Source organism: Trichocoleus sp. DQ-A3 (genome assembly GCF_039961975.1).
Taxonomy (GTDB): domain Bacteria; phylum Cyanobacteriota; class Cyanobacteriia; order Cyanobacteriales; family FACHB-T130; genus FACHB-T130.
Map to the genome: position 1 here is coordinate 1 of NZ_JAMPKC010000001.1, position 26,974 is coordinate 26,974.

Annotated in this window: 26 protein-coding genes and 1 pseudogene; 16 read left to right on the plus strand and 11 right to left on the minus strand. The window is 46.7% G+C overall.

Annotated features, from left to right (window positions below):
• Window positions 1-228: 228 nt before the first annotated feature.
• The gene (locus NDI44_RS00005; RefSeq protein ID WP_190409986.1) at window positions 229-372 is read right to left on the minus strand and encodes a hypothetical protein; all 144 of its coding nucleotides are present in this window, start codon (window positions 370-372) and stop codon (window positions 229-231) included.
• 331 nt (window positions 373-703) lie between these two features.
• Between NDI44_RS00005 and NDI44_RS00010 the strand changes: the two genes are divergently transcribed.
• A complete protein-coding gene (locus tag NDI44_RS00010) occupies window positions 704-1,882 on the plus strand; it encodes an amidohydrolase (RefSeq protein WP_190409987.1) in 1,179 nt (392 codons plus the stop codon).
• A 101-nt stretch (window positions 1,883-1,983) separates the two neighbouring features.
• Window positions 1,984-2,238 carry a hypothetical protein gene (locus NDI44_RS00015; RefSeq protein WP_190409988.1) on the plus strand — a complete coding sequence of 85 codons (255 nt, stop codon included), beginning with the start codon at window positions 1,984-1,986 and terminating at the stop codon, window positions 2,236-2,238.
• Window positions 2,239-2,481: 243 nt separating this feature from the next.
• Here NDI44_RS00015 and mgtE read toward each other — a convergent pair whose 3' ends face one another.
• Both mgtE and crcB read right to left on the minus strand, forming a co-directional pair.
• Window positions 2,482-3,873 (minus strand): magnesium transporter, encoded by a 1,392-nt coding sequence (gene mgtE / locus NDI44_RS00020; RefSeq protein ID WP_190409989.1) that lies wholly within the window; start codon window positions 3,871-3,873, stop codon window positions 2,482-2,484.
• Between the two features lie 220 nt (window positions 3,874-4,093).
• Window positions 4,094-4,492 (minus strand): fluoride efflux transporter CrcB, encoded by a 399-nt coding sequence (gene crcB / locus NDI44_RS00025; RefSeq protein ID WP_190409990.1) that lies wholly within the window; start codon window positions 4,490-4,492, stop codon window positions 4,094-4,096.
• A 249-nt stretch (window positions 4,493-4,741) separates the two neighbouring features.
• Here crcB and NDI44_RS00030 point away from each other — a divergent pair.
• The 3 genes and pseudogenes from NDI44_RS00030 to NDI44_RS00040 form a co-directional block, all read left to right on the plus strand.
• Window positions 4,742-4,934 (plus strand): annotated as a pseudogene (locus NDI44_RS00030) (hypothetical protein); the annotation flags it as partial.
• 120 nt (window positions 4,935-5,054) lie between these two features.
• Window positions 5,055-5,456, plus strand: coding sequence for a hypothetical protein (locus tag NDI44_RS00035; RefSeq protein WP_190409991.1), 402 nt, complete (start codon window positions 5,055-5,057; stop codon window positions 5,454-5,456).
• Window positions 5,457-5,677: 221 nt separating this feature from the next.
• Window positions 5,678-6,796 carry a WG repeat-containing protein gene (locus NDI44_RS00040; protein WP_190409992.1) on the plus strand — a complete coding sequence of 373 codons (1,119 nt, stop codon included), beginning with the start codon at window positions 5,678-5,680 and terminating at the stop codon, window positions 6,794-6,796.
• A 130-nt stretch (window positions 6,797-6,926) separates the two neighbouring features.
• Here NDI44_RS00040 and hisB read toward each other — a convergent pair whose 3' ends face one another.
• The gene (hisB, locus tag NDI44_RS00045; protein WP_190409993.1) at window positions 6,927-7,571 is read right to left on the minus strand and encodes an imidazoleglycerol-phosphate dehydratase HisB; all 645 of its coding nucleotides are present in this window, start codon (window positions 7,569-7,571) and stop codon (window positions 6,927-6,929) included.
• A 153-nt stretch (window positions 7,572-7,724) separates the two neighbouring features.
• Entirely contained in the window at window positions 7,725-8,501 is a 777-nt protein-coding gene (gene fabI, locus NDI44_RS00050; protein WP_190409994.1) for an enoyl-ACP reductase FabI, read from the minus strand.
• A gap of 379 nt (window positions 8,502-8,880) precedes the next feature.
• On the opposite strand from fabI, the gene ntcA reads away from it, so the two are divergent.
• The 3 genes from ntcA to NDI44_RS00065 all read left to right on the plus strand — a co-directional run bounded on the left by ntcA (window position 8,881) and on the right by NDI44_RS00065 (window position 11,883).
• Window positions 8,881-9,552: a global nitrogen regulator NtcA gene (gene ntcA, locus NDI44_RS00055; RefSeq protein ID WP_190409995.1), complete on the plus strand. Its 672-nt coding sequence runs from the start codon at window positions 8,881-8,883 to the stop codon at window positions 9,550-9,552.
• Between the two features lie 247 nt (window positions 9,553-9,799).
• Window positions 9,800-11,401 (plus strand): DUF3084 domain-containing protein, encoded by a 1,602-nt coding sequence (locus tag NDI44_RS00060; RefSeq protein ID WP_190409996.1) that lies wholly within the window; start codon window positions 9,800-9,802, stop codon window positions 11,399-11,401.
• Window positions 11,402-11,475: 74 nt separating this feature from the next.
• Window positions 11,476-11,883, plus strand: a complete 408-nt coding sequence (locus NDI44_RS00065; protein WP_190409997.1) for a pre-16S rRNA-processing nuclease YqgF — start codon at window positions 11,476-11,478, stop codon at window positions 11,881-11,883.
• 56 nt (window positions 11,884-11,939) lie between these two features.
• Here the strand turns inward: NDI44_RS00065 and NDI44_RS00070 are convergent, their stop codons facing one another.
• Entirely contained in the window at window positions 11,940-12,203 is a 264-nt protein-coding gene (locus tag NDI44_RS00070) for a DUF3146 family protein (RefSeq protein ID WP_190409998.1), read from the minus strand.
• Window positions 12,204-12,478: 275 nt separating this feature from the next.
• Here NDI44_RS00070 and NDI44_RS00075 point away from each other — a divergent pair, with 275 nt between their 5' ends.
• Complete coding sequence (locus tag NDI44_RS00075) at window positions 12,479-13,885, plus strand: GTP-binding protein (protein WP_242033884.1); 1,407 nt, start codon at window positions 12,479-12,481, stop codon at window positions 13,883-13,885.
• Between the two features lie 326 nt (window positions 13,886-14,211).
• On the plus strand, window positions 14,212-14,844 hold the full coding sequence (locus tag NDI44_RS00080; RefSeq protein WP_190410000.1) for an ankyrin repeat domain-containing protein: 633 nt from the start codon (window positions 14,212-14,214) through the stop codon (window positions 14,842-14,844).
• 75 nt (window positions 14,845-14,919) lie between these two features.
• On the opposite strand, the gene NDI44_RS00085 is transcribed toward NDI44_RS00080, so the two are convergent.
• Entirely contained in the window at window positions 14,920-16,683 is a 1,764-nt protein-coding gene (locus NDI44_RS00085) for a mechanosensitive ion channel (protein ID WP_190410001.1), read from the minus strand.
• A gap of 275 nt (window positions 16,684-16,958) precedes the next feature.
• Between NDI44_RS00085 and NDI44_RS00090 the strand changes: the two genes are divergently transcribed.
• Window positions 16,959-17,414, plus strand: coding sequence for an SRPBCC family protein (locus tag NDI44_RS00090; protein WP_190410002.1), 456 nt, complete (start codon window positions 16,959-16,961; stop codon window positions 17,412-17,414).
• A 3-nt stretch (window positions 17,415-17,417) separates the two neighbouring features.
• Here the strand turns inward: NDI44_RS00090 and NDI44_RS00095 are convergent, their stop codons facing one another.
• A complete protein-coding gene (locus tag NDI44_RS00095; protein ID WP_190410003.1) occupies window positions 17,418-18,245 on the minus strand; it encodes a SirB1 family protein in 828 nt (275 codons plus the stop codon).
• Window positions 18,246-18,352: 107 nt separating this feature from the next.
• Window positions 18,353-19,663: an HlyD family efflux transporter periplasmic adaptor subunit gene (locus NDI44_RS00100; protein WP_190410004.1), complete on the minus strand. Its 1,311-nt coding sequence runs from the start codon at window positions 19,661-19,663 to the stop codon at window positions 18,353-18,355.
• Window positions 19,664-19,968: 305 nt separating this feature from the next.
• Here NDI44_RS00100 and NDI44_RS00105 point away from each other — a divergent pair, with 305 nt between their 5' ends.
• Together NDI44_RS00105 and NDI44_RS00110 are read left to right on the plus strand one after the other, a co-directional pair.
• Window positions 19,969-20,241: a hypothetical protein gene (locus tag NDI44_RS00105; protein WP_190410005.1), complete on the plus strand. Its 273-nt coding sequence runs from the start codon at window positions 19,969-19,971 to the stop codon at window positions 20,239-20,241.
• Window positions 20,242-20,441: 200 nt separating this feature from the next.
• The gene (locus NDI44_RS00110) at window positions 20,442-20,621 is read left to right on the plus strand and encodes a hypothetical protein (RefSeq protein ID WP_190410006.1); all 180 of its coding nucleotides are present in this window, start codon (window positions 20,442-20,444) and stop codon (window positions 20,619-20,621) included.
• Window positions 20,622-20,720: 99 nt separating this feature from the next.
• On the opposite strand, the gene NDI44_RS00115 is transcribed toward NDI44_RS00110, so the two are convergent.
• Together NDI44_RS00115 and NDI44_RS00120 are read right to left on the minus strand one after the other, a co-directional pair.
• Complete coding sequence (locus NDI44_RS00115; RefSeq protein ID WP_190410007.1) at window positions 20,721-21,014, minus strand: hypothetical protein; 294 nt, start codon at window positions 21,012-21,014, stop codon at window positions 20,721-20,723.
• A gap of 178 nt (window positions 21,015-21,192) precedes the next feature.
• Complete coding sequence (locus NDI44_RS00120) at window positions 21,193-22,416, minus strand: damage-control phosphatase ARMT1 family protein (protein WP_190410008.1); 1,224 nt, start codon at window positions 22,414-22,416, stop codon at window positions 21,193-21,195.
• Between the two features lie 161 nt (window positions 22,417-22,577).
• On the opposite strand from NDI44_RS00120, the gene NDI44_RS00125 reads away from it, so the two are divergent.
• The 3 genes from NDI44_RS00125 to NDI44_RS00135 all read left to right on the plus strand — a co-directional run bounded on the left by NDI44_RS00125 (window position 22,578) and on the right by NDI44_RS00135 (window position 26,923).
• A complete protein-coding gene (locus NDI44_RS00125) occupies window positions 22,578-24,137 on the plus strand; it encodes an FAD-dependent oxidoreductase (protein WP_190410009.1) in 1,560 nt (519 codons plus the stop codon).
• Between the two features lie 39 nt (window positions 24,138-24,176).
• Window positions 24,177-25,889 (plus strand): adenylate/guanylate cyclase domain-containing protein, encoded by a 1,713-nt coding sequence (locus NDI44_RS00130; RefSeq protein ID WP_242033881.1) that lies wholly within the window; start codon window positions 24,177-24,179, stop codon window positions 25,887-25,889.
• Window positions 25,890-26,218: 329 nt separating this feature from the next.
• Window positions 26,219-26,923 (plus strand): actin-binding WH2 domain-containing protein, encoded by a 705-nt coding sequence (locus NDI44_RS00135; RefSeq protein ID WP_190410010.1) that lies wholly within the window; start codon window positions 26,219-26,221, stop codon window positions 26,921-26,923.
• The last annotated feature ends 51 nt before the right edge of the window (window positions 26,924-26,974 follow it).

Here is a 26,974-nt window from a genome sequence, read left to right on the forward strand (position 1 = left end):
CTTTGGGATTTTCACGCTTGATTGCGCTTATGAATTACTTTCACGGCGCAGTTCCTATCCCCCTACAAATGCAAGATTCCCTATTTTCTGCTGCCTAGAGTGACAGAAGAGCGATAGATCCAGACTCGCTAGGGTAACATTTTGTTACACCTAGACTGGGTTTTGCAAGCTACCGATACGTCTAGACCTTAGTAACGGGTTAATGCGATCGCTCAAGCAGATACATGACTACAAACTTTGCATAATTAGCTGAAGGCGATCGCTACTTGTCAGCAGTTGGTAGTTTTTTACTTCTTGATAAAGTAATCCTTCTGGCAATGCTAACTTTAACTTATTTCTATAACCTCTGGAAATCGCCTCAAAATCGGTCATTATCACCTGAAATTATTATGAATTAAGTACCGAAACCTGTAGATGCAACTATGTCGGTGGAAAGATATTTATATTTTGGAATGATTATTAATAGTAGGTTTTGAAATCAATCGATCCCAGTAGCGATCGCATCACGTCCAGCCAGCTCTATATAGCCTTTGCCCTGTTTTTGTCAAGGTTAGATGACTGCTTTTGCGGATATTCTGCAATGGCTTTCTATTTACCGATTATTCAGTAATCGCTCACAGTCTTTATAATTGAATCCTTAAAGGGCAGTTGAGGTTTTTACAACTCTTATCATTAAATAAACGCTCACTCAATTAATAAATCTGTGCTGACTCGTATTAAAGACATTGCCGAAAAACTAGCGCCTCGCCTGATTGAAATCCGACGACATATCCACGCTCACCCAGAACTAAGCGGTCAAGAATACCAAACTGCTGCTTATGTTGCTGGCGTGCTGTCTTCCTGTGGCCTTCATGTCCAAGAAGCGGTGGGTAAAACTGGCGTAGTTGGAGAGTTAAAAGGACAAGGTATCGATGAGCGACTACTGGCAATTCGTACTGATATGGATGCTTTGCCAATCGTAGAACGCACCAGTTTAGATTATGCCTCGCGTCTTCCGGGAATTATGCACGCCTGCGGTCACGATGTCCACACCACAGTCGGTTTAGGGACGGCGATGATACTATCTCAGCTCGGAGATGCCTTGCCAGGAGATGTGCGTTTTCTGTTCCAGCCAGCAGAGGAAATCGCTCAAGGTGCTGGGTGGATGGTTGCAGATAGAGTGATGGAGAATGTCAGCGCGATTATGAGCGTTCACGTTTTCCCTTCTATTGCGGCGGGATCGGTGGGAATTCGTTACGGTGCGTTGACCGCAGCCGCAGACGATCTGGAAATTAATATTAGAGGCGAATCTGGGCACGGGGCGCGTCCTCATGAGGCAGTTGATGCAATTTGGATTGCGGCGCAAGCAATCGCGTCTCTTCAGCAAGCGATTAGCCGGACACAGAACCCGTTGCGCCCAGTCGTGCTAACGATTGGTAAAATCGAGGGTGGACGCGCCCCGAATGTGATTGCCGACCATGTGCGATTATTGGGAACTGTGCGATCGCTGCATCCGGAAACTCATGCCACCTTACCCCAGTGGATCGAGCAAATTGTCTGCAATATCTGTAAAACTTACGGAGCTACCTGCGAAGTCAACTATCGCCGGGGAGTCCCTTCTGTGCAAAATGACTCAGCGCTGACTCAGTTGGTGGAAACAGCTGCCAAAGAAGCGTGGGGAAGCGATCGCGTCCAAATTTTACTGGAACCCTCTCTCGGTGCGGAAGACTTTTCGATGTATCTGGAACACGCTCCCGGTACAATGTTTCGACTAGGCGTGGGATACCCGGACAGAAAAAACTACCCGCTGCACCATCCCCAATTTGAGGTGGATGAATCTGCCATTATTACTGGCGTCGTTACCCTCGCCTATGCTGTCTGTAAATATTGGCAGCATCGCTAAAAGCATTTGAATTCCCTCGATTTTCTAACTCCAGAAGGATAAGTCTCTGGAGTAAATCTCAGTATGCTGCAAATAATACAACTTAAAATTCAAAACTACTTATGGCCTCACCCACACCTCTCAAAGGTTTAGAGCTGGTTGATTGTGCTAAAGCAAATGCAAAACAGGGAATTGAAACTGCGGCTCATCTGTCAGGCTATGGTGAGGATTTAGGCACCTTTAAGCGAGAACTCAAGAAAGCTTGTGAAGATATGGGCGTCACTTTCCATGAGTTGAGTGATTTGATTACCGATCAAGACTCTTTAATGAGTATGGAAGGGGAAATTGTTGCTCCTGATACAGCAACAGAATTGTAGACGCGAAATCTCATTCTCAACGTTTAATTTTACGTAGATCAAATTCGTTTGAGTCGCTATCATTTGAAAGCTCATCCCCAAACCCTCTTTGCCAGCGAAGCGGGAATAGCGAAGGGGCAGGAAGTAGGTTTCTATGCCCTTTCAGGACGCTACGCGGACAAGAATGCGTGGTCGAACAAGCGGATTTGATATCACCTTCTCATAACTTCCTAATTCAACTGAATACCCAGTTACTCGCTGCTTCTACAACTTCAAAATTAGCCGCGCCAAATTAAAGTAAATCAGTACGCCCAATACATCAACTGCCGTTGTAATAAACGGTGCTGACATCAAAGCCGGATCTAACCCGACGGCGCGGAAGATGAACGGAAGACCGGAACCTGCAACTGATGCCAAAACCGAGATAGCCACCAAACTAATCCCTACAGCCAGCGAGACTGACCAATCTCCATTCAGCAGCCAGAAAGCCCATAACGTTGCCACGGTGCCTAACATCACTCCCAGGAGTGCCCCAGCGATCGCTTCTCGCATTACCACCTGTGCTGGCCCCATTTCTCGAAGTTCTTCGGTATTTAAGCCCCGAATCACGACTGTCGAGGATTGAGAACCGACATTCCCGCCAGTGCCAGTTAACAAGGGAATAAACGCCGCCAGCGATACCACTTGCCGAAGAATTTCCTCTTCCGCTTTGATAATCGTGCCGGTGACAGTATTAGTTAGTAGCAAAACGAACAGCCAGACGACTCGCTTGCGAGCCACCGTGAGTAAATCTGTCTGGAAATAATTGTCGCCCCCCGACTGGAGACCGCCCTGTTTGTAAATATCTTCTGTCGTTTCTTGTTCAATGATGTCAATCACGTCATCAACGGTGACAATGCCCACCAAACGCTTCTCCCGGTCTACCACCGGGACAGCGAGAAAGTCATAGCGCCCGATCAGCCGCGCCACTTCTTCCTGGTCATCGCTGGTATAAACGCATACCACATCACGAGTCATAATGTCCCCAATCTTCTGCTCGGGATTGGCGATTACCAAATCGCGTAAGGATAAAATGCCCGACAAGTGACGAGCAGCATCCGTAATATAAAGGTAATAAATAATCTCAGTAGCATGGGCTAAACTGCGAATTCGCTCCAGCGTTTCCGCCACCGTCATGTTTTCTTTCAAAGAGATATACTCTGGTGTCATCAATCGTCCAGCAGTACCAGCCTCGTAACCCAACAACTGAGCTGTCGCTTGGCGTTCGGTGGGGGTGAGCTGTTCGAGCAGACGACGGACAACGGTAGCGGGCAGTTCGTCAAAAAGTCGTGCCCGGTCATCAGGGGACATTTTATCAACAATGTCCAGAACTTCCTGCCGCCGGAATTCCTCAATCAGCGCCTGCTGCACGCTAGAGTCGAGATATTCATAAACTTCAATCGCCTCGTCCTTGGAGAGCAAGCGAAAGGCGATCGCTTGCATCGCCTCTGGCAACCCTTCAATGGCTTCTGCAATGTCCGCCGGTTGCACCGGGACGAGGATTGCTTTTGCCCCCTGAAGGTCTTCCGCCTCAAGCAGCATTTGCAGCTGCATTCGGACGAGCTGCCGGAGTTCGCTGCGGGAGACTGTCTGGAAAGGAGTATTGGTGTCAGTCAAGGTAGACCCTCTTAATCCAGTGTTAAGTTTGTTGCTGCTTTTAGTCTAAAGGGCATTGGTACGGTTGTTTTCGTGGGATTTAAGAGTAAATGCAGCACCAATGAGAGCCAACCGCCCTACTTAATCAATTGTTGATATTTTTCCTGCACCAGTCTAGTCTCCAAGGATCGAGATTGAAGGCTCTGGGAATGGTGCGTGCTAAGCAGTCATAGGGTTCTTTCTACCGCCCGCTCCGAGCCAGAAGCGTGCCTAGCTGAACGCTAATAATTCCAAGTATGGCGCTACCTGCCCAGTAAATACCGGCGGCGGCATAACTGCGATCGCGCAGTAGAGTAGATGTTTCTAACCCATAACTGGAGAAAGTTGTGTAAGCTCCTAAAAAGCCGGTCGTTACCATCAATCGCACATCTAGAGGAATATTCGCTACCCGTTCTAAGGCGAGAGTGACAAAAAAACCCATCCCAAAGCAACCTGTAAGGTTGATAAAAAAGGTGCCGTAGGGAAAGCTGGTGCCGAAGCGTTGGGCAAACCAGAGGGTGAGATAGTAGCGACTCAATGCTCCAGCGATCGCTCCTAAACTGATGGCAATGGGATGACGAATCGCGGGGTCTTGCAGCATTTAACTTGAAAATTAGACTCTCGGACTGAGGAATGAAGGGTCTTCAATCCAGCGATTTCTCATAGGAGGTTAGGTTGGTTAACCCGTACCTTTGCTATCGTTTTTTCCCATAACCCTCTGAAATTATACCGATAGGCTGAAGGAAATATACTACAGAAATGCTATTTCTGATATAGCCCTTTATTTAAGCAGATGCCTTCAACGAGAGCAAGCGGAGTGAATCAGTTTAAAACCGTTGCCTGATTAGGTCTGTTTAGTGCGCCAATCATTACCGTCAGCTACTGGTTCATTGGTGGTTGGACGGGTGCCTTGGTAGGGATTGCTTTAGTAGCTGTGACGAACTTACGAACTCTACCATATCTACAATCGCGACACGTTAACTCAAGCCGTTGCTGTCACAATTGGTCGTGCGATCGCGTTTCTTGCCCCAATGGTTAGCTACCGCTGATGATTTATTGGTCTGTACTAGCATTTCTTCAATTTTCCGGTTTGTGAAATTAGTAGCCGAACCTTACTAAAAGCTAATCTTTTTCACTCAAAACTCTACTCATGAGATGTAGCCATGAATACAGAAGTCCCTAATAATACAGAAACCGCCATAACAGTTAGCCCGGAGACAAAGGCTATCGTTGATGAAAATATGGCAGGCGAATCCGAAGATTTGAAGCGTGAAACGATGGCGCTGATTGACGCCATTAAAAAACGGGCGCAGGTAGAAACAAAATCTGCTACCGAATATACTCGCGATGCCTATCTCAATGCAGTGAAACAAGCACGGGAGAAGATTGAACAGGATAAGTTGTTCGATCCAGAGCGAATTTCATACTCGATTAAACTCATTCAAATGGATGCAGAGAAGAACTGGGAGTCCATCGTGAAGGAAGTGTCAACTTTAGGCGATCGCCTTGCCGAAGCTGCTAAAGCGGCTTGGGATGTCCTGACAGCTCCTCGCACCCCTTCTTGATGTTGAAACAGTAATCACGCGCAACCACGCGCTGATATAAAACAGGGGCACTCAGCTAGCTGGGTGCCTTTCTAATTTTTTAATTCTAAATTCGGATAGCCTAATCTAGTCAGGCATTACCAGCAAGCTTTAGAATTTCACTGACAATAACAGGGTTTACTTCAGATGATTAACAAATATTGATTACTTAAATCTTGGCTGCGATTGGATAGGGTACTTTTATGAAAATTGCAACTCACAACAGATTGCTTGTCGCGGTTGCCAGCCTTCTGTTTGGATTAGCGATCGCTCTAATTTCTGGATGTGAAGCCATCTCAAATTTTCGGACTTCTCAAGTTAATTTTGATGCAACTGAGGGACAAGCCCGTAATTCGCAAATAGTCATCCCGCTTAAATTTAGCTGGGCTGATTCATTTTCAGAAGAGCTAGCAGCAGTCAAAATAGACGGCAAATGGGGCTATCTTGATAATAAAGGCAACTTCGCAATCAAACCTCAATTTGATAATGCCGAATCTTTTTTCCAAGGGTTAGCGGCTGTCAAATTAAAGAACAAGTGGGGCTATATCAATAAGAGTGGCAACTTAGTCATTAAACCAAAATATGATTTGGCTAAGAATTTTTCTCAAGGGCTGGCAGCGGTAAAGATAGATGGAAAGTGGGGATATATTGATAAGAAAGGCAACTTGGTAATTAACCCAAAATTTGATATTGCTGAATCTTTTTCTATAAGCGATCGCACTGAGTCAGCACTGGCGGCGGTAGAAATCGGTAAAAAGTGGGGCTATATCGGCAAGAAAGGCAACTTCGTCATTCAACCCCAGTTTGATGTTGCTGAATCTTTTTCTATAAGCGATCGCACTGAATCAGCCCTAGGACTCGCGCCAGTCAAAAAAGACAACAAATGGGGCTATATCGATAATCGGGGAGACGTTATTGTTCCGTTGGAATTTGAGGAAGCTAAGTTTTTTTCGGAAGGACTAGCAGTGATATCCAGTAATAATAAGTGGGGCTATATTGACAAAATGGGATATCTTGTTATTCCACTCCAATTTGATTGGGCTGGGGACTTTTCTCAAGGACTGGCGGGCATAACGATAGACACTAAGGTAGGCTATATTGACAAGGCAAGCAATGTTGTCATTCCCCCACAATTTGATAATATTTATAACTTTTCAGAAGACCTAGCAGCGGTAAAGAACGGCGACAAATGGGGCTATATCAATAAGAGTGGCAAATTCGTAATTAAACCCCAATTTGATAGCGCTCAATCTTTTTCGCAAGGGCTAGCAAAAGTTAAGATTGGCAATAAATATGGCTATATCCGCAAACCTCTTCCATAAGTTCTCATTTCTGAAGACATAGAAGAATTGAGAGTCAGTGGTCGCGGAAACTTCAGCAGAATGAAGCGAGAGCCTGGTGAGGATTTCCCCGGCTCTCGTTGCCTTTATCGGAGTGTATTTGCAAGGAAACCTATAACACGCCTTTAGAACTGGGGATCGTACCGCTACGACGGGGATCAACTTCGATTGCCATGCGGAGCGATCGCGCAAACGCTTTGAACGTCGCTTCAATAATGTGGTGCGAATTAATTCCATCGAGTTGGCGAATGTGCAGCGTCATCTGGCTGTGATTGACCAACGCCACAAAAAATTCCCGCACTAGCTGAGTGTCATAAGTCCCGACTCGCTGAGTCGGAATCTCCAAGCCATAGCTGAGGTGGGGGCGTCCGGAAAAATCTAACGCTACCTGAACCAACGCTTCATCGAGAGGGGCGAGGAAATTCCCAAATCGGACAATTCCTTTGCGATCGCCCAGTGCTTGATGCAACGCCATTCCTAGGGTAATTCCCACATCTTCATTGGTATGGTGGTCATCAATTTCCAAGTCTCCCGTCGCGGCTACATCCAAATCAATCAGGCTGTGAGAGGCGATTTGATGCAGCATATGGTCTAAAAACGGAATGCCAGTTTTTGCATTGCAAGTGCCATTCCCGTCTAATTTGACGGTGACGATAACATCCGTTTCGCCCGTCTTGCGGGGAACCCTTGCCATGCGAGGAGACAAAAGCTGTTCAATGCTTGGAGAAGGTGTAAATTGGCGATCGCGTGCCTGCATCGCAGATGCTCACTCAAGAAAATAAAGTTAAGTTTATTATCCTACGTTACTGAGCATTTGGGAGACGCGAAAGCCTTAAAAATGCAAAATTAAAAATTAAAAATTAGCAGAATCTTTGCTTTTTAATTTTTAATTTTTAATGTTTGATTCTTTTTACATCCCCATAATCTCGTATCCCGCATCGACATACAGCACCTGACCTGTAATGCCACTTGCCAAATCGCTACACAAGAAAGCAGCCGCATTTCCCACTTCTTTCTGAGTTACAGTGCGTCGCAGCGGTGCTACTTCCTCAACGTGATGGATCATATCCAGAATGCCACCTACCGCCGACGATGCCAAAGTGCGGATAGGACCTGCCGAAATTGCATTCACGCGAATATTCTGTGGACCTAATTCAGATGCCAGGTAACGGACACTCATTTCCAATCCAGACTTGGCAATTCCCATTACGTTGTAGTTGGGGATCACCTTAACGCCGCCTAGATAAGTCAGCGTGACAATACTGCCGCCTTCTGTCATCAGTGGTTTTGCTGACCCGGCAAGTTGCACCAGAGAATAGGTACTAATTTCTAGAGCTTGGGTGAAGCCAGCGCGGGTAGTGTTGCTAAAATCACCTGATAAATCTTCCTTGTTCGCAAAGGCAAGACAATGGATCAGGATGTCTAGCTTACCCCACTTATCGCGGATGGCGTCAAATGTAGACTGAATTTGGGTCTCATTCTGGACATCGCAGGGTAAAAACAAGCTGGGGTTGAGGGGTTCTACCAACTCTGCCACTTTTTTTTCAAAGCGACCCCGGTCGTCTGGCAGGTAAGTCACTCCTAGATTCGCACCCGCTTGGTGCAGTTGCTGAGCAATCCCCCAGGCGATCGATCGATTGTTGGCAATGCCGGTGACAAGGGCGTTTTTTCCGGTTAAATCTAGCATAAATGTCGATTTTGAAGGCAATATTAGAGGATATCCGATTTAGGGGAGTATTCAAGATCGCGATCGCCCGGAGCAAGGCTGTCTAGTACGGGTAAGGAGCGTGCCTCCTTACTCACCATGCATCCCACCCGATAGCGCAGATACTGTCAAGATATCAACATTTTCCGTCATAATCTTACTTGCCTTGAGCAGGGAGAGAACTAAAGAAGGTAGCCGGGGAAACTACTTTAAAATTTTGTATCAAATAGCACAAAAACCGCTTGGAAGTCAGTTTATCTGTGTCTAATGTCAGAAAACTCTCATAGTTGTTTTGCTATGGTTAAAGTTCCTCCGACAGAAAGTTGCAGAAGTCTGTAGGGCAGCATTTAGGAAAAAGGAAGTGGCAGTGACGCAAGATAGACCGCTAGCAGCTGTGTTCCGTCAACTGGGAGGTGGGGCGTTTCCACCCGTGGTGGAAACTTTTGAGCGGGGCAAGACGATCTTTTTCCCAGGAGACCCGGCTGAACGGGTATACTTTTTGCTCAAAGGTGCAGTAAAGCTGTCTCGCGTGTATGAAGCTGGGGAAGAAATTACCGTGGCGCTGCTGCGAGAAAACAGCGTTTTTGGAGTACTGTCCTTAATTACAGGGCATCGTTCGGATCGGTTTTATCACGCTGTAGCATTTACGCCAGTGGAGCTGCTTTCGGCACCGATCGATCAGGTAGAGCAATCGCTCAAGGATAATCCGGAGCTATCGATGTTGATGCTGCGAGGGCTTTCTTCGCGCATTTTGCAAACAGAAATGATGATTGAGACATTAGCTCACCGAGATATGGGATCGCGCTTGGTGAGTTTTCTGTTGATTCTGTGCCGTGATTTTGGCGTTCCTACCGCCAATGGAATTACGATCGATCTGAAGCTTTCTCATCAAGCGATCGCAGAAGCAATCGGCTCCACCAGGGTAACTGTCACCCGCTTACTGGGAGATTTGCGGGAGGAAAAAATGATTTCTATCCACAAGAAAAAAATTACGGTACACAACCCAGTTACACTGAGTCAGCAGTTTACTTGAAAACAGCTAGAGGCTCTCGTCAGGTTGTAGGTTAGGTTGTTGGTTAAAACGGCATGGTAGCGCGAGCAGGTTATCCAGTTTTAACATTTAGTCGGGAGTTGAGTTAAAAGGTGTCAGGTTTTAAGCGGATAGTTTTCAACCTTCCAACCTTTAACCTTTCCGATTTCACCTTCGATCTTTAATTCCTGTTAACCCTTTCTCTAGCCTGCGATGCGATAGGCTGTAACTGGAATGACTGTAGCAGACAATGACCGACAGTGCGCTCTTCCTGATTTTGTCTATTTTAGTGTTGGGAAGCGTCATCGCAACGGTAGGCGATCGCATTGGCACGCGCGTGGGAAAAGCACGCCTGTCGTTGTTCAATCTGCGTCCCCGCAAAACAGCTGTTTTAGTAACGATTCTGACAGGGCTAACGATTTCTGCCTCAACACTAACAATCATCTTCGCGACCAGCGAACAATTGCGGATTGGAGTTTTTAGACTCCAAGAAGTGCAGAAAAAACTCAAGACAGCAAGTAAGGATATTGCTAAAGCGAACGAGCAGAAACGGAAAACCGAAAGCGAACTTGCTAAAACCGCCGCCCAAAAAGAGCAAGTAGAGAAGGAACTCGCTCAAGCTCGCACCCAGCAATCTGTCGCTCAGCAGCGCTTAGATGCGATTAATCGATCTTTGGCAGCTGCGCTGGCTAAACAAGGCCAGACGGAGGCGCAACTAAATCAGACTCAAAGCGAACTGACCCGGGTTGCCAGCAGCTTTCAGCAAACCCAAAAACAGCTTACATCTGTCTCAGGGCAAGCCAAGACGCTACGTTCGGAAATCCAACAACTTCAAGCAGAACGCCAAGAATTGCTCCAGCAGCGAAATCAAGTCAGAGCTGAAATTACTGAATTCAAAGCGAAAGTGACTCAGCGCGACCAAAAAATTGCCCAGCAAGACCGAGCAATTAGCCAACGCGATGAGCAAATTCTCAAGCGGGATCAAGCCCTTGTGGAACTTGATGAGAAACTTGCTGCCTTTCGGAAGAGCCTGAGCGATCGCGATGAGCAAATTGCCCAGCGAGACAAAGCCTTATCTCTACTTGATAACAAAATTTCTCAACGAGATGAGGTGATTGCCCAGCGAGAAAATCGCCTTAAAGAACTCGAAAAACAACAAGCTTCCCTAGAGCAGGAAGTGGCAACCTTAGAACAGTATTACCAGTCTTATCAAACTTTGCGTCAGGGTAGTCTGGCTCTGCTGCGCGGTCAGGTTCTGGCGGCTGGCGTTTTTCGTATTGTCGAGCCAGCTGCAGCCCGACAGGTCATTGAGCAGCTATTACGGGAAGCGAATCGGACAGCGATTAAAGCGACCCAACCCGGTCTCAACAAGGTGGCGAACGAACGGGTCGTGCAAATTACAGAGGCACAGGTCGAGCAACTGATCAACCAGATTCAGGATGGTCGAAACTATGTAGTCCGAGTTTTTTCGGCTGGTAACTATGTCCAGGGAGAAAAGCAGGTACAAGTCTTTGCAGACGCCGCACCCAATCAAGTTGTATTCCGCACTGGTGAAGTCGTAGCAACGACATCTGCCGATCCTTCAAACATGACCGACCAACAAATTCGGCAGCGGATTGACCTGCTGCTTGGAGCATCCCAGTTCCGAGCTACTCGCGCGGGGATTTTGGGCGATACAGTTCAGGTTGGCGACAATCGAATTGTTAGCTTGATTCGGTTTATCGAGCAGTTGAAAAAGCACAATAAGCCGATTTCTCTGAAAGCAGTCGTGGCTGAGGACGCCTATATTGCCGGACCCATGAAATTAAATTTGGAGGCGGTTGAAGACGGAGAAGTTGTGGTCAGGATGTAATTTATTAGTCATTAGTGATGAGATGATGACTAATGGCAATTAACCATTTGTAAATTAGCGATTAGCCAATTCAGATGATTTTAGGGTTCGATCCAGGGCGCGATAAGTGTGGTTTAGCCGTAGTGGGGAAAGACAATTCTCTGCATTACCACCAGGTTGTACCAGCAGAAGCAGCGATCGCAACGATCCTTGACTTATGTGAAAAATTTCCGATTGATACTCTAGTGATGGGCGATCAAACCACTTCCAAAAGTTGGAAAAAGAAACTTCAGCAAGAGTTCCCAACGTCGGTGCCGATTGTCCTGGTAGATGAGCGCTACAGTACCTTGGAAGCACGCGATCGCTATTGGCAAATGTACCCTCCCCAAGGTTTAGGACGCCTGATTCCCCAAGGTATGCGGAGTCTACCCCGACCAATCGATGACATTGTTGCCATCCTCCTCATCGAAAGATACATGAAGCAACGAGAGACGAGGAACTAGGAAACTCTGTCATTCTTAACTTTCTTAATTTAAACTGAACTCAAAACTCAAAACTTTTAAAGTTCCGCCCGGATCGTAAACGCATAGTCCCCTCCAGGCTCTAGCTGGTAATCTTTCTGTTCTAAAAATCGACCCAGAGGTTCCTGAATTAAAGCGCGTCCCAAAGAGGGTGTCACCGACAATTGACCCTGTCGGAAACACCACTGGAACTGCCATTCATATTCCGCCGCCGTGACTTCCCCTGCCAGAAAGCCCCGTTGCCAGGAAAGATGGGTAATTCGGACGTGGGCAGTAGTTTGAGGTAAACGCTTAGAACTCACAATCGCTGTGCCGATCAAATACCTTCATTCAGCAACAATACTAAACTTATTGCGATCGCCTTCGAGATAACATCATTCTCACAGCTGATACTGAGCTGGCACGAACCGAGTAAAAATATCCCTCTGGATATGGAAAGTGCCAGACTAGATCGGTATTGACTAGGATGAAAGAAGAGTAACATCTGAGCAAAAAAGGTGCAATTTTGAGTCGTTTATCGTCTGACCGAACCCCAAATGCCAGCCAGTTCCCTTCACAAACCCCGGACGCGACAGATTTGGATCGGGAACTAGATAACGCCATTTTGAGCTTTGATGACATCCAAGCAGAACTGAATTACAAAAAGGCGCAAAATGCTCTGCGAGACTTGGTAGATAACCTGGATCTCACTCCTCAAGAGCGGACGGGACTGGAATCCGAGATTAATGATTTGGCAACGATGCTGGAGAAGTTAGATCGATCGGTCGTCCAGATTGCCGCCTTTGGGATGGTGGGACGGGGTAAATCTTCAGTACTGAACGCCTTATTAGGTCAGAACGTGTTTGAAACGGGACCGCTTCATGGCGTCACCCGCACCCATCAAGGTGCCAGCTGGCAACTGACTCAGGAGAATGAGGCGGGAAGCGTCAGCGATATCCTACGAGTCACGCTGCCGAGTGCGGGCAATTCCCAAATCGAGCTAATTGACACCCCTGGAATTGACGAAGTAGACGGAGAAACCCGCGAAACCTTAGCCAGACAAGTTGCCAGACAAGCAGACTTGCTGCTGTTTGTCATTTCGGGCGACATGAACAAGGTGGAATACGAGGCGCTCTCGCAATTGCGGGAAGTCGGTAAACCGATGTTGCTGGTATTTAACAAAATTGACCAGTATCCGGATGCCGACCGGATGGCGATTTATCGCAAAATTCGGGATGAACGGGTGCGGGAATTGCTCTCACCGGATGAAATTGTAATGGTTGCTGCCTCTCCCCTGGTGGCGCAGGCGGTTCGCCGTCCTGACGGAACGAGGGCAGTGCAGCGACGACCGGGAACGCCCCAAGTTCTGGATTTGAAGCTGAAAATTCTGGAAATTTTGCACCGAGAAGGCAAGGCTTTGGTAGCGCTCAACACCATGCTGTATGCCGATGATGTGAACGAACAGATGATTGCTAGGAAGATGCAGATTCGCGATGAAAGTGCGAATCAGATCATCTGGAAAGGGGTGATGACGAAGGCAGTTGCGATCGCCCTCAACCCGGTCACGGTTGTCGATCTCCTCAGCGGTGCCGTTATCGACGTGGCAATGATTCTCACGTTATCTAAACTCTACGGCATTCCCATGACTCAGCCTGGAGCGGTGGGACTGCTACAAAAAATTGCCATCAGTATGGGCGGAATTAGCGCTAGCGAACTTTTGGCAACTTTGGGACTGAGTTCCCTGAAAAGTCTCTTAGGACTCTCCGCACCCGCAACGGGTGGGGTGTCTTTAGGTCCCTATCTATCAGTTGCCGTGACTCAGGCAGGTGTTTCTGGGGTTTCTTCTTACGGGATTGGACAAGTCACTAAAACTTACTTGGCAAATGGCGCTTCCTGGGGTCCCGATGGCCCAAAAGCCGTGGTAAGTCGCATTCTGACTTCACTGGATGAAGCCTCAATTTTGAATCGGATTAAGAATGAGTTGAGTGCAAAGTTAGTGAATTAAAACACGCGATCGCTCTTTTTGAAAACAAGCGATCGCTTGTTTTTTATTACTTGAAATTCATCTAATTCGATTTATAAATACATCGATCAGTGCAACTGATCGATGTATTTTATTTAGCTCGAATATACTTATAATAAAATGCTTGTTTTGTGCATGTTAAAGTCATAATATAGTAATTGTATTTGTCTGACTAGACGTTGTAGTTGGAGCGCGGAGGACAATGTCCTCTGCGCGAGTTCCAGAAAAGGTACTAAAAAGCAAATCAAAATATAGATATTATAAATAAATTGTAAACTCTCTTTTTTCCAACCTCTATAGCAAAAAGAATGGAAGATAAGTCTTTATTAGATGATATTAACCAAGCTTTCTCAGCCTTCAAAAAGCCTTTGATCATCCCTATTCTTCCAAAAAAGGGAGTTATTGAGGGTGAATATTTAGCGATTCAGCGAGATTTTGGTGAAGTTTTAAAAGATGAAATGAGCGACGAGCAATGCTCAATGATGATCTGTGATTACTCGCTCATTTCGGATGAAGCTTTGTGTTACTTTCTCCCCAGGCTAGCCAGAAGTGTTTTGCAAGAGAGAGGTTTTTCAGACTTATTTTGCAGCCGAATTGAAAAAATCAATGAGATTTTCCTAAATCGAGAGCAAAAAGCTATACTGAATCGCCTTATTATTACCCTTAAAGATATTGAAAAAGAATTAGAACTAGAGGAAAAGCATGAACTAGAACAGTCTTGGGCAGACTGGGAAGAGTCTTTAGGACAAAGTCAGAATGAAAATGACAAACTCTTATTGGCTATAGCTAGAAACAATATTGATGAGGTTAAAAGCTTAATTAACCAAGGGGCTAATGTAACAGAACAAGACAAGAATGGAAACTCACCCTTAGATATTGCCAAGTATAAAGGACACACCAAAATACTTGAGTTGCTCAAGCAAGCAGGTACTAAGGAATGATGGTGCGTGAGGAACATTTGAAAAGGGTGGACACGGATGCCCACCCTACGTTTAACTGACCAAGAAAATTTGTGATTAGCGAGGCGTTTTATCTTCTTTAAAGGATGCCAGCCATTCGCGGACTTGCCCAGCTGCAACATCGCGGCTACCCAACCCGAAAGCCAAGGCGATCGCGACAGCGATCGCTCCCAATAGCAATCCAAAAGCTAAGTTAACGATATCGCTAGCAATTCCCATCTGTTGCAGCGCCATTGCTGAAACGAGGGCGATAATCGCAATCCGAGCAGTTTGTCCGAGTATCCGCGCTTGGCGAGTACCGGAACTGGTAATCAAGTTAAAGGCGAGGTTAGCGAGATACAAACCAATCGCAAACACCACCAAACCAGCGAGAATTCGACCTAATATCACCACAATCCCGCTGACCAACAGAGTTAGCGCCGGAATTTGCAGAATATTAGTTGCTGCTACTGTCGCAAACAGCATAATGCCAACCAATACCACAATCCCGGCGAGTTCTGACGGGGTGCGGGTGGGAGGCGTCGGTTCCTGAAGGATAGTTTCTTGTCCCGTAGGCGGTATCTGTGCCTCTGGAGCCGGAGGTAGAATTGGCGTGGCGCGGGTGTAAGGCTTAGATTGGAGTCCCAGCCAGTAGAAAATATTGTTGAATCCGATGCTGGTGAGGATGTTGGTGACTAACTCTGAAACAAAGTGTCCAACTACATAAGCGATGCCGAGAATCAACGCCGCTGTAAAGATTAGCGGAATCGCGTTGAGAATCTGGGTCAACATGGCGATCGCCGGAACCGAAATTGCCGCAATTCCCAAAGCATTGAGAGCAGCGATCGCGGTCGGGATTAAAATCAGAACAAAAACAATTGTCCCGATCAGCCAAGAAAGCGTTTGTCCGCCGGTTGCCCGTGAAATTCCGAATCTTGCACCCAACCGATCCGTTCCGGTTGCCGTCAGCAGATTCGTCACAATCCGCCGCACCACCTGCGCCAGCAACCAACCTGCTGCACCGATGACGATAGCAGTCAAAATATTCGGTACTGCTGCCAAAATTTGATTTAGCAGGTTATTAACCGGACCCAGTGCCTGCTGTAGCTGTAGGGCATCTAAGATCAGCGGCAGAAATAGCAAAAAGATGAACCAGTACAGAGCGTTGCCTAAGGTATCGCTCAGAGAATACTGGTTTGTCCTTGGCGTCGTACCCCCTGGCGTCGTATCCCCCGGTGCCGTACCTCCCGTTTGTTCGCCCAAACGTTCGTCTAACCGCAGCGCCCGCAGTCCCCGCGTTACCACTAGCTTTGTCAAGGTTGCCAGTACCCAGGCAATTCCTAACAGAATCGCTGCACTAACGAGTTTGGGGATGAACTGAGTGACTTGCTCTAACAGAGTGTTAAGGGGACCCGCAACCGCTGTTAGTTTTAAAGTCTGTAAACTAGCAACGATGGCAAAGAGCATAATCAGCCAGAACACCACGCTGGAGATCCATTTCTCCACAGGTGGCCCTTCTTCAGCCCCTTGGCGACCCGTAATCCAAGCTGCTAAACGATTATCGATGTTTGTGCGATTCAGCAGTCCTCGCACCGCCGCCGCCGCCAGTGAAGCCACGATCAAGCCAACGACTAACGCTAGGATCGCCTTAATCAGATCCACTAGCGAATTGCCTAAGTTGAGGCCGAGTCCTGAGATAATATTGTCAACCGAAAAATTATTATTGGTTGCAGGAGAGGATTCCGCCGCTGGTACGGGTGTACTCTGCGCTAACAACCCGTTCAACCTGAGTGGCACCTCTCGAAAGAGAGTGAGTGTAATTCCTTGCCAAGTTCCATTCATGGTGTTCTGAGTTAACGTCGGATGGGCAAATATACAAAAGTTACGCTGCTTAGCAGGAATCGCCAAGACTTATCCTACGTTGATAAATTCTCTCGCTACTGCATTAGAGAATTAAAAACCGACTAAAAACAGGATGAGATAGATATAGACCAGCGTTCTCAGTTTTTAATCTATCTTTATAGATAAATAAGCCGAAAAAGTCGGATATTTGCGATTTTTAGCGGTGCTTCCCGATTTGCGTTTCTGTAGGGTTCTCTTCCAGTAAGCTGTATAGTATGTCCCCTACTGAAGTTTTCGAGCAATCTATCCAAATCAATGCCAGTGCAACAATGGTTGAGCGCTGCATTACCGATCGTGTCTTAATGCATCGATGGCTGAATCCGGCGTTGCGGTGCGAACCCGTCGGAGAGTGGCGAACGGATGTGGGGAGTCAAAGTCGGTTTATTATTCAAATTCCCTTATTGCACCCCACGCTCGAAACGGTGGTTGTGGAGCGAGAACCGGGGCTAATCGTCTGGGGATTTGAAGGATTTTTCAAAGGACGCGATCGCTGGGAATGTCAGTCAGAGGCAACGGGAAAGGGCACGCGCCTGCTGAATCGCTTCGAGTTTGAAATTCCCAGTCCTTTAGTGCGTTGGGGTTTTAACACCTTCGCCGCTGCCTTAACGAAAGCCGATATGCAAGCTCAATTGCGACGTCTCAAGCGAGTGGCAGAGGAGATGGATCGCTAAAGGCTAATAGATATCTTGTTCGATTTGTGTCAGTAACTGGCGAATCACGCCAGCATCCTCCGCATTGGGAAGTATCGCTAGATAAATGTTTAAATCTTGGGATGCCTCTGACCAGCGACCCATTTGGAAGTAGAGAAGACCGCGATCGCGCAATTCCATCGGTGCGTCTGGGAACAACAGCAAAATCCGTTCCACTGTGGCAAGTGCTTTTTGTAACTCCTGGCGGTTCAGGTAAATCATTTTCAGATTTGTCAGCATCCGCGTCAAAAAGCGCCGAGAACTCACGGGTTCTACGAAAGTCGCTTGCAGTTGCACAGATTGCTGGTAAATCTTTGCAAGTCTATCTCTGCAATCTTGCTCAAACAGAATCTCGCCGCGATGGAAGGCGTCCACAAAGATTCCCACATCCTCAAACTGTGGGCGAATCAGGAAATGCCCCGGCATCCCCACCCCAACCATCGGAAAATCAATGCGTCGTGCAATTTCTAAATAAACTAGCGCTAGGGCGATCGGGATGCCAGTGCGCCGATCGATTACATCATTTAAAAAGCTATTGCGGGGATCGTAATAGTTCTCGTTATTTCCAGTAAAACCTAAGTCGTCGTAAAGATACTGATTGATAGTTTGAATCACCCGCAGGGGATATCGTTGGGCAGGTAGGCGTTCTTGTATCTCCGCTGCCATTGTATCGAGGGCATTGAGGTATTCATCCGGGTCGAGGTCTGGATATTCTTCCTGAGCAATGTCCAGAGCAGCTTTTGCCAGATTAATTTGCTCATCTGGCTGATTAATTTCCTGATAAAAGGATAGGCGACCCAGTGGCAAGTTCATGACAATTCAATTGTTTAGCGAAACTCTTCCTCTGATTGTAGAAAACAACGTGCTATCTCGCTTGTAACTAAAGGATAATTAGTAACTTAGCTGTGCTAGCCATCTAACTACAAATCGGTGAGCAGCCTTGCCTTTCTAAGAATAAATGTTAGTACGGTTTCTTCCCTAGAAATAATCTCTGCGGCAATTTCCATTCCTGGTTGAATCGGATAGGGGCGATCGCCTTTGATCAGATTTATTTTTTCTGGCTGGATGGTTACTTCGTAGGAGGGCGGAACCGCAGGAGCGTTGGCGTTATTATTTTCAGGCGCGATCGCATCGGGTGCGATCGCGCTCACTTGTCCGGAGAGAGTTCCATAATCGGGATAGGGATAGGCAGAAACCCGCATTTGTACCTTTTGCCCAACCGCCACTTTCCCGATATCCTGAGCCGCTACCCGCGCTTTCACGATGAGTGGCGTGTTGCTGGGAGCAATTTGAGCAATTGGTTCGGCTGCACGCACCACCTGAGAGGCATTTCGCAGTTCTAGTTTGAGGATGGTGCCAGATGCTGGAGCACGAATCACGCTTTTTTGCAGTTCCATCCCGATTTGTTTGAGTTCGCGAGTGTCGCTGTTGAGTTGATTTTGAATTTCAATTTGACGCTGAATCAGGGTTTTTCGTTCTTTGTTCAATGTTGCTAAGGTAGATTCACCCGTTGCTCTTTCTTGAGCGATTCGCTCGTTAGCAATTACTACGGGTGCCGCACTGGGATTAAGCATGGCTTTTGCCCGTTGTAGTCTCGCTTGCGCGGCTTTGAAAGCTTCTTCTTTTTCCTTGATTTGCAGTTGAGCGATCGCGCCCGTATTTGCTAGCTGTTGATATTGATTCATCTGCGCCCTTGCTAAATCCACAGATGCCTGTGCTTCTTGCACTTCTGCCTTAGTTATGATTTGCTTCTCTTGATAGTCTCGTTGGTTACGACCCAGATCCGCTTGAGAAACGGCAATGTTGCGATTCATCAAGTTCCACTGTGCCTTTTGCTGGCTGTCAAGGGCACTAATTTGAGCTGCGATTTGACTCAGTTGCAGTTGGTTATTCTGGATATTGCCTTGCAGTTGGCTTTTTTTCGTCTGGAGTTGGGAGTTATCCAGAATCGCGATCGCATCCCCTTGTTTCACGACCTGATTTTCTTTCACAGAGATGCTTTTAATCGTTCCTTCTGTTGCAGCTTGCACGATTCGCAGCTCACCTATAGGACGCACAACGGCAGCAGCTTTAACAGTAATGTTGTACTGCGTATAAGCGGCAAGCATCACAGCTACCCCAAAAGTACCGACTAAAAACAATCCCCCTAGCGTTGTCCATCGGCTGATGGGAGGAAGAAATTCGTCGCTAGAGACTGGGCGGAGAAAGTCGGGGTTGCTGTCACTGAGCATGATTGCCCCATTTAGTTCATGAGTGTTCTCTACTATGATTGCATTTACTTTAAATAAAATTTAATTTCTTTGCCATCGTTTAAAATTTGAGCGGTCAATTGCTTCTACTAGCGCACGCTGTTGTCTGAAATTTACACAATACTTTTTGTCGATTTTTTGAAACTCTTAAATTAATGGAGTAGCGTTGATTAAAAGCGTGTTTGTTTTAATGTAAAACCTTACCTCAGAGGGGTACGGTCATTTATGCTACCGAGTAAAACTCTAATTAGTTAACAACAATACACTTGAAAATTTAGGAGGATTTTATGCCCCATCCCTTTGATCTAGCGCTTTCCGAACTGGAAACGGTGGAGTTCAATCTTCTAGAAGAACTCACGGATGAGGAAGCTGCCACCATTACAGGCGGTTTTCACACACCCACGACACCTGGCAGCATACCGATTGGAGGGAATGTTGTCACTCCACTGGAAGTTAACGATGAGGGGGGGTATTTTATCACCCTGTGGCTTGGTGAAGAAGGTGGTTATGTAACGATCCCAGCGACACTCCCTGAAGACGGAGGCAACGGACTGCAATAACCTTATTGAAAGTAATGTCCGATTAACTTTTTTTCCTGAGATCATTGATTATTAAGGCAAAATTGAGCTGGTTCTTCAGGTAGAATCAATGGAATTGGGGCACTTTTTAAAGAAAAGCCGCAATTCTATATTCTTTTGTAAGTAGTCTCTAGAGCAGTTTTGCTCTATCGCATCTTTTTTATTTTGCCTGAAGGACGGAAATGAAATCTGCAAGGCATCAAAAACGTGTTTTGGAAGAAATTTTCTGTGTTGAGAATCTTTTATTCAAAGATTATTATCAGCAATCAATTGTTCAAAGGGATGCGATGCTCGCCTTGCGATCGCTCTTTTCAAAAATGCTGCGTTTATTACTTGATGGCAAAGAAAAACTCGTGGCTTGAGCCTGGGTTTGGTCAACCATGAAAAAACCCACCCTAATTTTAAAATAGGGGGGTTGCCATGTGGTTTGACTGAATAGTTGCAGCGAATAAATTGACAATTTAACTGCTAGTAACTGTTAAATTTCCTCCAGTTCCAGTCAAAGTTCCATCCACGATTGATATTGTTGCTGGTTCTGTTAGTTGAGCTGTATAGCTGGTATCGTCAATCGTGAAACTGATGTTAAATGGACTGAGATTGAGAGTGCCATTGGGAATCTCAGCCTTCAAATCGTCAAAGTCAAAACTGAATAAATCTAAACCTCCAGCCACTGCCTCTTGTTCCTGTTCGGATAGTTCTGCAAACAGGGATTGGTCTTGAGGTTGCATTGGTTGGTTGTTTGCACCTACAGTCATGATGTTGCCCTCAAAATAAACTTTGAAGCGTTGGAAACTTCTGCCGTGCTTAAAACTTACGTAAATAAAAACAGCTTTTCCTCCCACTTTTGGGAGATTAGCATTTGATACCGTTGGTTGTAATAATGCAGTCGGCTTTGTGTGCGTAGTCGGTATGGGCAACTTTTCGCGATCGCTTCTAAGCGGGAAAGTCAACGAACTGGATGACGCCCCGCTGTCCATTGGTTAACCACTGAGGATCTTCTTCGTTAAGTGTTTCTATCTGAGTTGGCTGTAAACCTGCCGCCAGTTCTGATTTGAGGGTGCGTAGTGCTACCAAGGGCGCAGGGAAGTAGCAAGCAATATCTTGAAAAGGGGTCGTAAAGTCCCAGTGGCAATTGCCTAAACACCGGCGGTAGTTAGCATCTCCTTTAACAAAAATTAGGCTGGCGGGTGCTAACTCTTGTCGCAAAGCTTCGGGCATTTCCCAGAAAGGCAAGGGCATTGTCCAAAATAAATCGTCATAGCATCGCAAACGACCGGAAGCGATAGCGTCTTGCAAGCGCAGAGAAAGCGATCGCACTTCCCCATCAACGTCAGCAGCCAAAACCTCTAAAGTGTGGTGCAGATCCTGAATGGTCGCATCTGAGACGAAGATAGGATACCGCTTCAGGTGCAGGGAAATCTCAGCCGCCTGAGTGGTTAGCAGAAAATCTGCCAACCACAAATCGCAGACGAGTTCAAAACCAGCATTATCGACGATGAAGTCAATTCTTCCCCCATCAAGGCTGGCAATTCTGTCCGCAATGATGGGTGTATCATCGACCAAAATATGAGCCTCTTCGTGCTGAATTTCCTGACGGCTGCGATCGCTGTCTCCAGCGTCAACAGGCCAAAGACTGAGATCGGCGCGGTTGCCCCACAGTGAAAAATAGAGCAGTAGGATTAAACGGGTATGGCGATCGCTTGTATGATGCCCAATCCTAGCGGCGATTGCCCGGATTGAATCCATTGCCGTTTCTAAACCCAAGCGTTTTTGCAACCCGTAGGGATCTACGCCTTGGCTCGATCCTGGCAGAAAGTAATCGGTTGCTTCCACAATCCGCCGGAAAAAGTATAACTCGGCAAACAACCAGGGAATGTCTATCCAGCGCTTCCCCAGAAAAGGTGCTAAATATCTCGTCCACGCAGCCAAATCTGGGCCATTGTCATCTTTGAGCGATCGCACGATCCCATTTGGCAATTCCCGGATCAAGGTTTCCAGGTTGTTTACAATCGATGCCGGAAAGTCGTTTTCAGCAATTACTCGCTGCGCGATCGCAGGCATTCGCTTCAGAAGCGTCATGTTTGCAAACGAACCTTCCTCCGTCATCATCAGCGGTGGTGGAAGCGGTAATCGAGGCTTTAAAATCTGCTGTGACATCAGGTGATAGCGCTTTTTATCATGTGTCGAAAGTAATTCTACTTAAACAGCAATTTTATTGACTCTACAATCTGGTCACATAAAGCTCATCAAGCCAAAACCCTCAACCTTGAGAACTCTTGCCGATTAGGATGGATTGGCAGCATCTTTTGCAAATATCCATGAGCCTAACCGAACAGATTCTATCTCAGGTACCGGGAAATCCTCTCCTCGGACTGCGTAAAGCCGATAGCCTTTGGCAAGCCATCAAGGAAGACACTACACCGATTCCGATGGTGGTGAAAGAAAGCCAAGAGCCGCTAGGAAGCGTAGACTGGGATGCAATAATCTGCGGCGGCACTTTGGGAATTTTAATCGGTGCTGCTTTAGCTCAGTTGGGGTGGCGAGTTGCCTTGATTGAAAGAGGAATCTTGCGCGGTAGAGATCAAGAGTGGAATATCTCCCGCCAAGAGTTAGAAGTGTTTTTAGAGCTGAATCTACTGACTGAAGCGGAATTAGAACAAGCGATCGCAACCGAGTATAATCCCGCCCGCGTCAGCTTTTTAGGCGGTTCTGAGGTATGGGTGCGCGATGTTCTGAATATCGGTGTCGATCCCGTTTTTCTCCTAGACACCCTCAAATCAAAGTTTCTGGCTGCTGGCGGACAGTTGTTTGAAAACACTCCCTTTGAAGGGGCAGTGGTTCACCCAGATGGCATCAGGGTGGAAGCCTCCGGCGGCTTGAAAACGCGGTTATTAATCGATGCGATGGGACATTTTTCACCCATTGTTCAGCAAGCGCGACAGGGAGAAAAACCGGAAGGCGTCTGCTTAGTCGTGGGGAGTTACGTCAAAGGCTTTCCTAGTAACGAAACCGGCGATCTGATCGCAACTTTCACATCTATTCAAAATCAATGCCAATACTTTTGGGAAGCTTTCCCAGCACGAGATGGCAGAACGACTTATCTATTTACTTACCTGGATGCTCACCCCAGTCGTCCCAGTTTAGAGTTCTTCTTTGAAGAATACCTGCGCCTGTTGCCCGAATATCAAGGCGTAGAAGTTTCCCAACTGCAATTTCAACGGGCGCTGTTTGGCTTCTTTCCCTCTTATCGCAACTCACTAAAGATGCCTTGGAGTCGCATTCTGCCCGTAGGAGATAGCAGTGGCAACCAATCTCCCGTCAGCTTTGGCGGGTTTGGGGCGATGGTGCGACACCTGAAACGGTTAACAGAAGGCATTCATGAGGCTTTAGAAGTAGATGCTGTGTCTAAAAATGCTTTGGCACTTTTGCAGCCTTATCAGCCGAATATTGCCGTAACCTGGCTGTTTCAAAGAACAATGGGCGTGGAAATCGAGCAAAAAGTTGACCCAAATCAAATCAACCAGTTGCTTTCTAGCGTATTTCAAGCGATGGAACAGCTAGGAGATGAGGTATTACGCCCATTTTTACAAGATGTCGTCCAGTTTCCCGCCTTATCAAAAGCCCTGTTAAAAACAGCCGTCACTTACCCCGGATTAGTGGCTCGAATTATTCCCTTAGTGGGAATCCCGATGCTGCTAGATTGGATGGTTCACTACCTAAACTTGGGAATTTACACGGCTTTATATCCTCTAGCAACCGCCCTGCAACCGTGGACGAAGACGTTGCCACCCCTGCCTCGATACTACTGCGATCGCTTCCTCCAAGCTTGGAAATATGGCTCCGGAGGCGATTATAGAAGCCTGAAGAATCTAGGGTGAAGCCCTTCGGTAAGGGTAAAAGAAACCATAGAGGCAAGCATGATGAAGCCTAAAAGAGGAAATTTTACACTTGATACTTCACGCTTGAGACTTCATCCTTTATCCTTAGGTAAACTCTGGCATCGCTTGAGCATTACCAGCAAGTTTACTTGGGCAGTTGTGGCGCTGCTGCTGCTGATTACACAAGTCGCGATGACGAGCTGGCTGTCGCTGAATGCAGTGGTGCGAGAGACAGAAGCGGCGATTCTCACCAGCATTGAGGTGCAGGCAAAAGTATTTCAGATGGATGCCGCCTTACAGGACGCCCGCCAACTGGAAAAAGACTTTTTTTTGAGCTGGCCTTCTATGGGATTTTCCAGCGCTAGCCAGGATTATGTCCAGGCGCATCGGGAGCAAATTGACAAAGCCCTAGATATCAGCAGCCAGTTGCAAGAGTTACTCAATGGTGGGAAGGTTAGCGATGCTTTGCGTCGGAGCAATCCGGAATTGGTGGCTTATGTAGAGCTTGTCGAGCGCTATGCTAGCAGCTTTAAAGAAGCTGTGGCGTTGGTGGGGACGCTGGGAATCGATGATGTGGGGGTGCTGGCGCGGTTAGAGCAAAATTCGCGGCTATTGCACGACACGCTGCAACTCTCTGCCAGTTCGGAGTTGATGATTTCATATCGGGAAATGCAGTCGGTGGAGAAAGAATATCTCTCCAACCGTCAGGAGGACAAAATCCAGGCGGTGTATGAGGCGGTGGAACGTTTGCGCCAGGGAATTCAACAAGCACCCCAACTCAATGCCACTCAGAAGGCGGCGGCGTGGGAGTATCTGAATGCTTACGAGTTAGCGATCCGAGAAATTATCAACCTCGACGCTCAAATTAGAAGCAAAATCAGCACTTTTGACGAGCAAGCGGCAAGTGTTTCCACTAAAGTAATTGGGTTGGCAAATGCTGACGTACAGCGATCGCGCCTTGAAATCGCCCGAACCAGCACGCTAGCTACGGTACTGCAAGCGATGACAGTATTGACGGCGGTGTTGCTATCTGGGGTGATTGCGAATATCTTCGCCACTGCTTTAAAAAATTTGCAAGCAGAACAGGAAAAATCTGAGCGTCTGCTGCTAAATATCTTTCCAGAAGCGATCGCCCATCGATTAAAACAGGAACAGCGCACGATTGCGGAAAACTTTGCCGATGTGACGGTATTGTTTGCTGACATTGTTGGTTTTACTGAGCTTTCGGCTCGGATTTCCCCAACTGATGTGGTTGAGTTGCTCAATCAGATTTTCTCAGCCTTCGATCGACTGGCAGATCGCCACGGTTTGGAGAAAATTAAGACAATTGGAGATGCTTATATGGTGGTAGGAGGACTGCCAATGCCTTCAGAAGATCACGCGGAAGCGATCGCGGAAATGGCACTGGATATGCTGGAGGAAATGACTTGCTTAAGTACCAAGATTGGCGAAGCGTTGTCTACTTCTCGCCCTCAACACTACACCATCCGAATTGGAATTAATACGGGTCCCGTCGTTGCAGGCGTTATTGGCACGAAAAAGTTTATCTATGATTTATGGGGTGATACGGTGAATATTGCTAGCCGTATGGAATCCCAAGGCATTGCGGGTTGCATTCAAGTGACAGGAGCAACTTATGAACGCTTACGGCATAAGTACCAGTTTCAGGAACGGGGAACTATCCAGGTAAAAGGTAAAGGGGAGATGAAAAGCTTTCTCCTCAAAGGCAGACATCAAGACGATTCACGATAGATGAATGGTACTGATATATAAGAGCCTTGAGATAAATCTCTCACCTTAAAGCTAAAGCTTAAAACAGGTTGAAAGCCTTTGTTTACCCAGTATTTGGGCCAATTTCAACTGATTTTAGCTCTTATCCCTAACTTTAGTTCAGGGCCGAAGTCAGCGCGATTCCACTATAGATTTTTGTAGAAGACTTGCGATTCTCACGTTTTTCAGGACTGCGAACAAGCCAATCTCTAAATATTTCCGGCTCAACTCGAAAAAGCGAGGTTAAGGAATGTAGATCATCCCCAGTTTATTATTGAACCTCTCTTGGCTCTGAGTCAAAAGATCGCACCATGATTAAACAAGAATTTCAAACCACCCACTACTTTACCGTTTTAATGGGGCTGCTACGCGATCGCCAAGGATTTATGGAAGAAATTCGTCAAGGCGTAAGACTTCCCAGTAAAATCACCTCTCTACTCGTTTGTAGTTCCCTCTTTTTTGCCGCCTATGGCGCAATTATCGGTTCATCTCATAGCTTTTTACAAGCATTGTCCTCTGCTGTTAAACTTCCCTGCTTTTACTTAATCACGCTGATTCTTTGCTTGCCAACTTTATATTTTTTCAGCATTCTTTTTGGCTCAAGCAAAAGTATTGGACAGTATTTCGCCATGCTTCTAACTTCTGTCGCCGTGATTAGCGTTTTAGAATTTAGCTTGGCACCCGTAGCGCTAGTTTTTCTGTTGACCGCCCACAACTACCAATTTTTTGTATTGTTAAATGTGGGTATTTTTGCTCTCACCGGATTGACTGGCGTCACTTTCCTCTATCAGGGAATACAGTTTATGTCCGTACAAGATAGCGAAGCAGCACAAGAAACTCGTACCAGAGTTCTGAAATTTTGGTTAATTCTTTATGCTTTAGTTGGCTGTCAATTAGGCTGGACACTCAGACCCTTTTTTGGAACTCCTGGACAATTTGTATTGTTTCGACCGATGGAAGGGAATTTTTATCTGAGTATTTTCAAAGCAATTGGACACCTTCTAGGTTTTAATTAAAGCTGCACTCAAATAGCACTTGTCTACGTTCAGGATTGTCCATCCTACTTA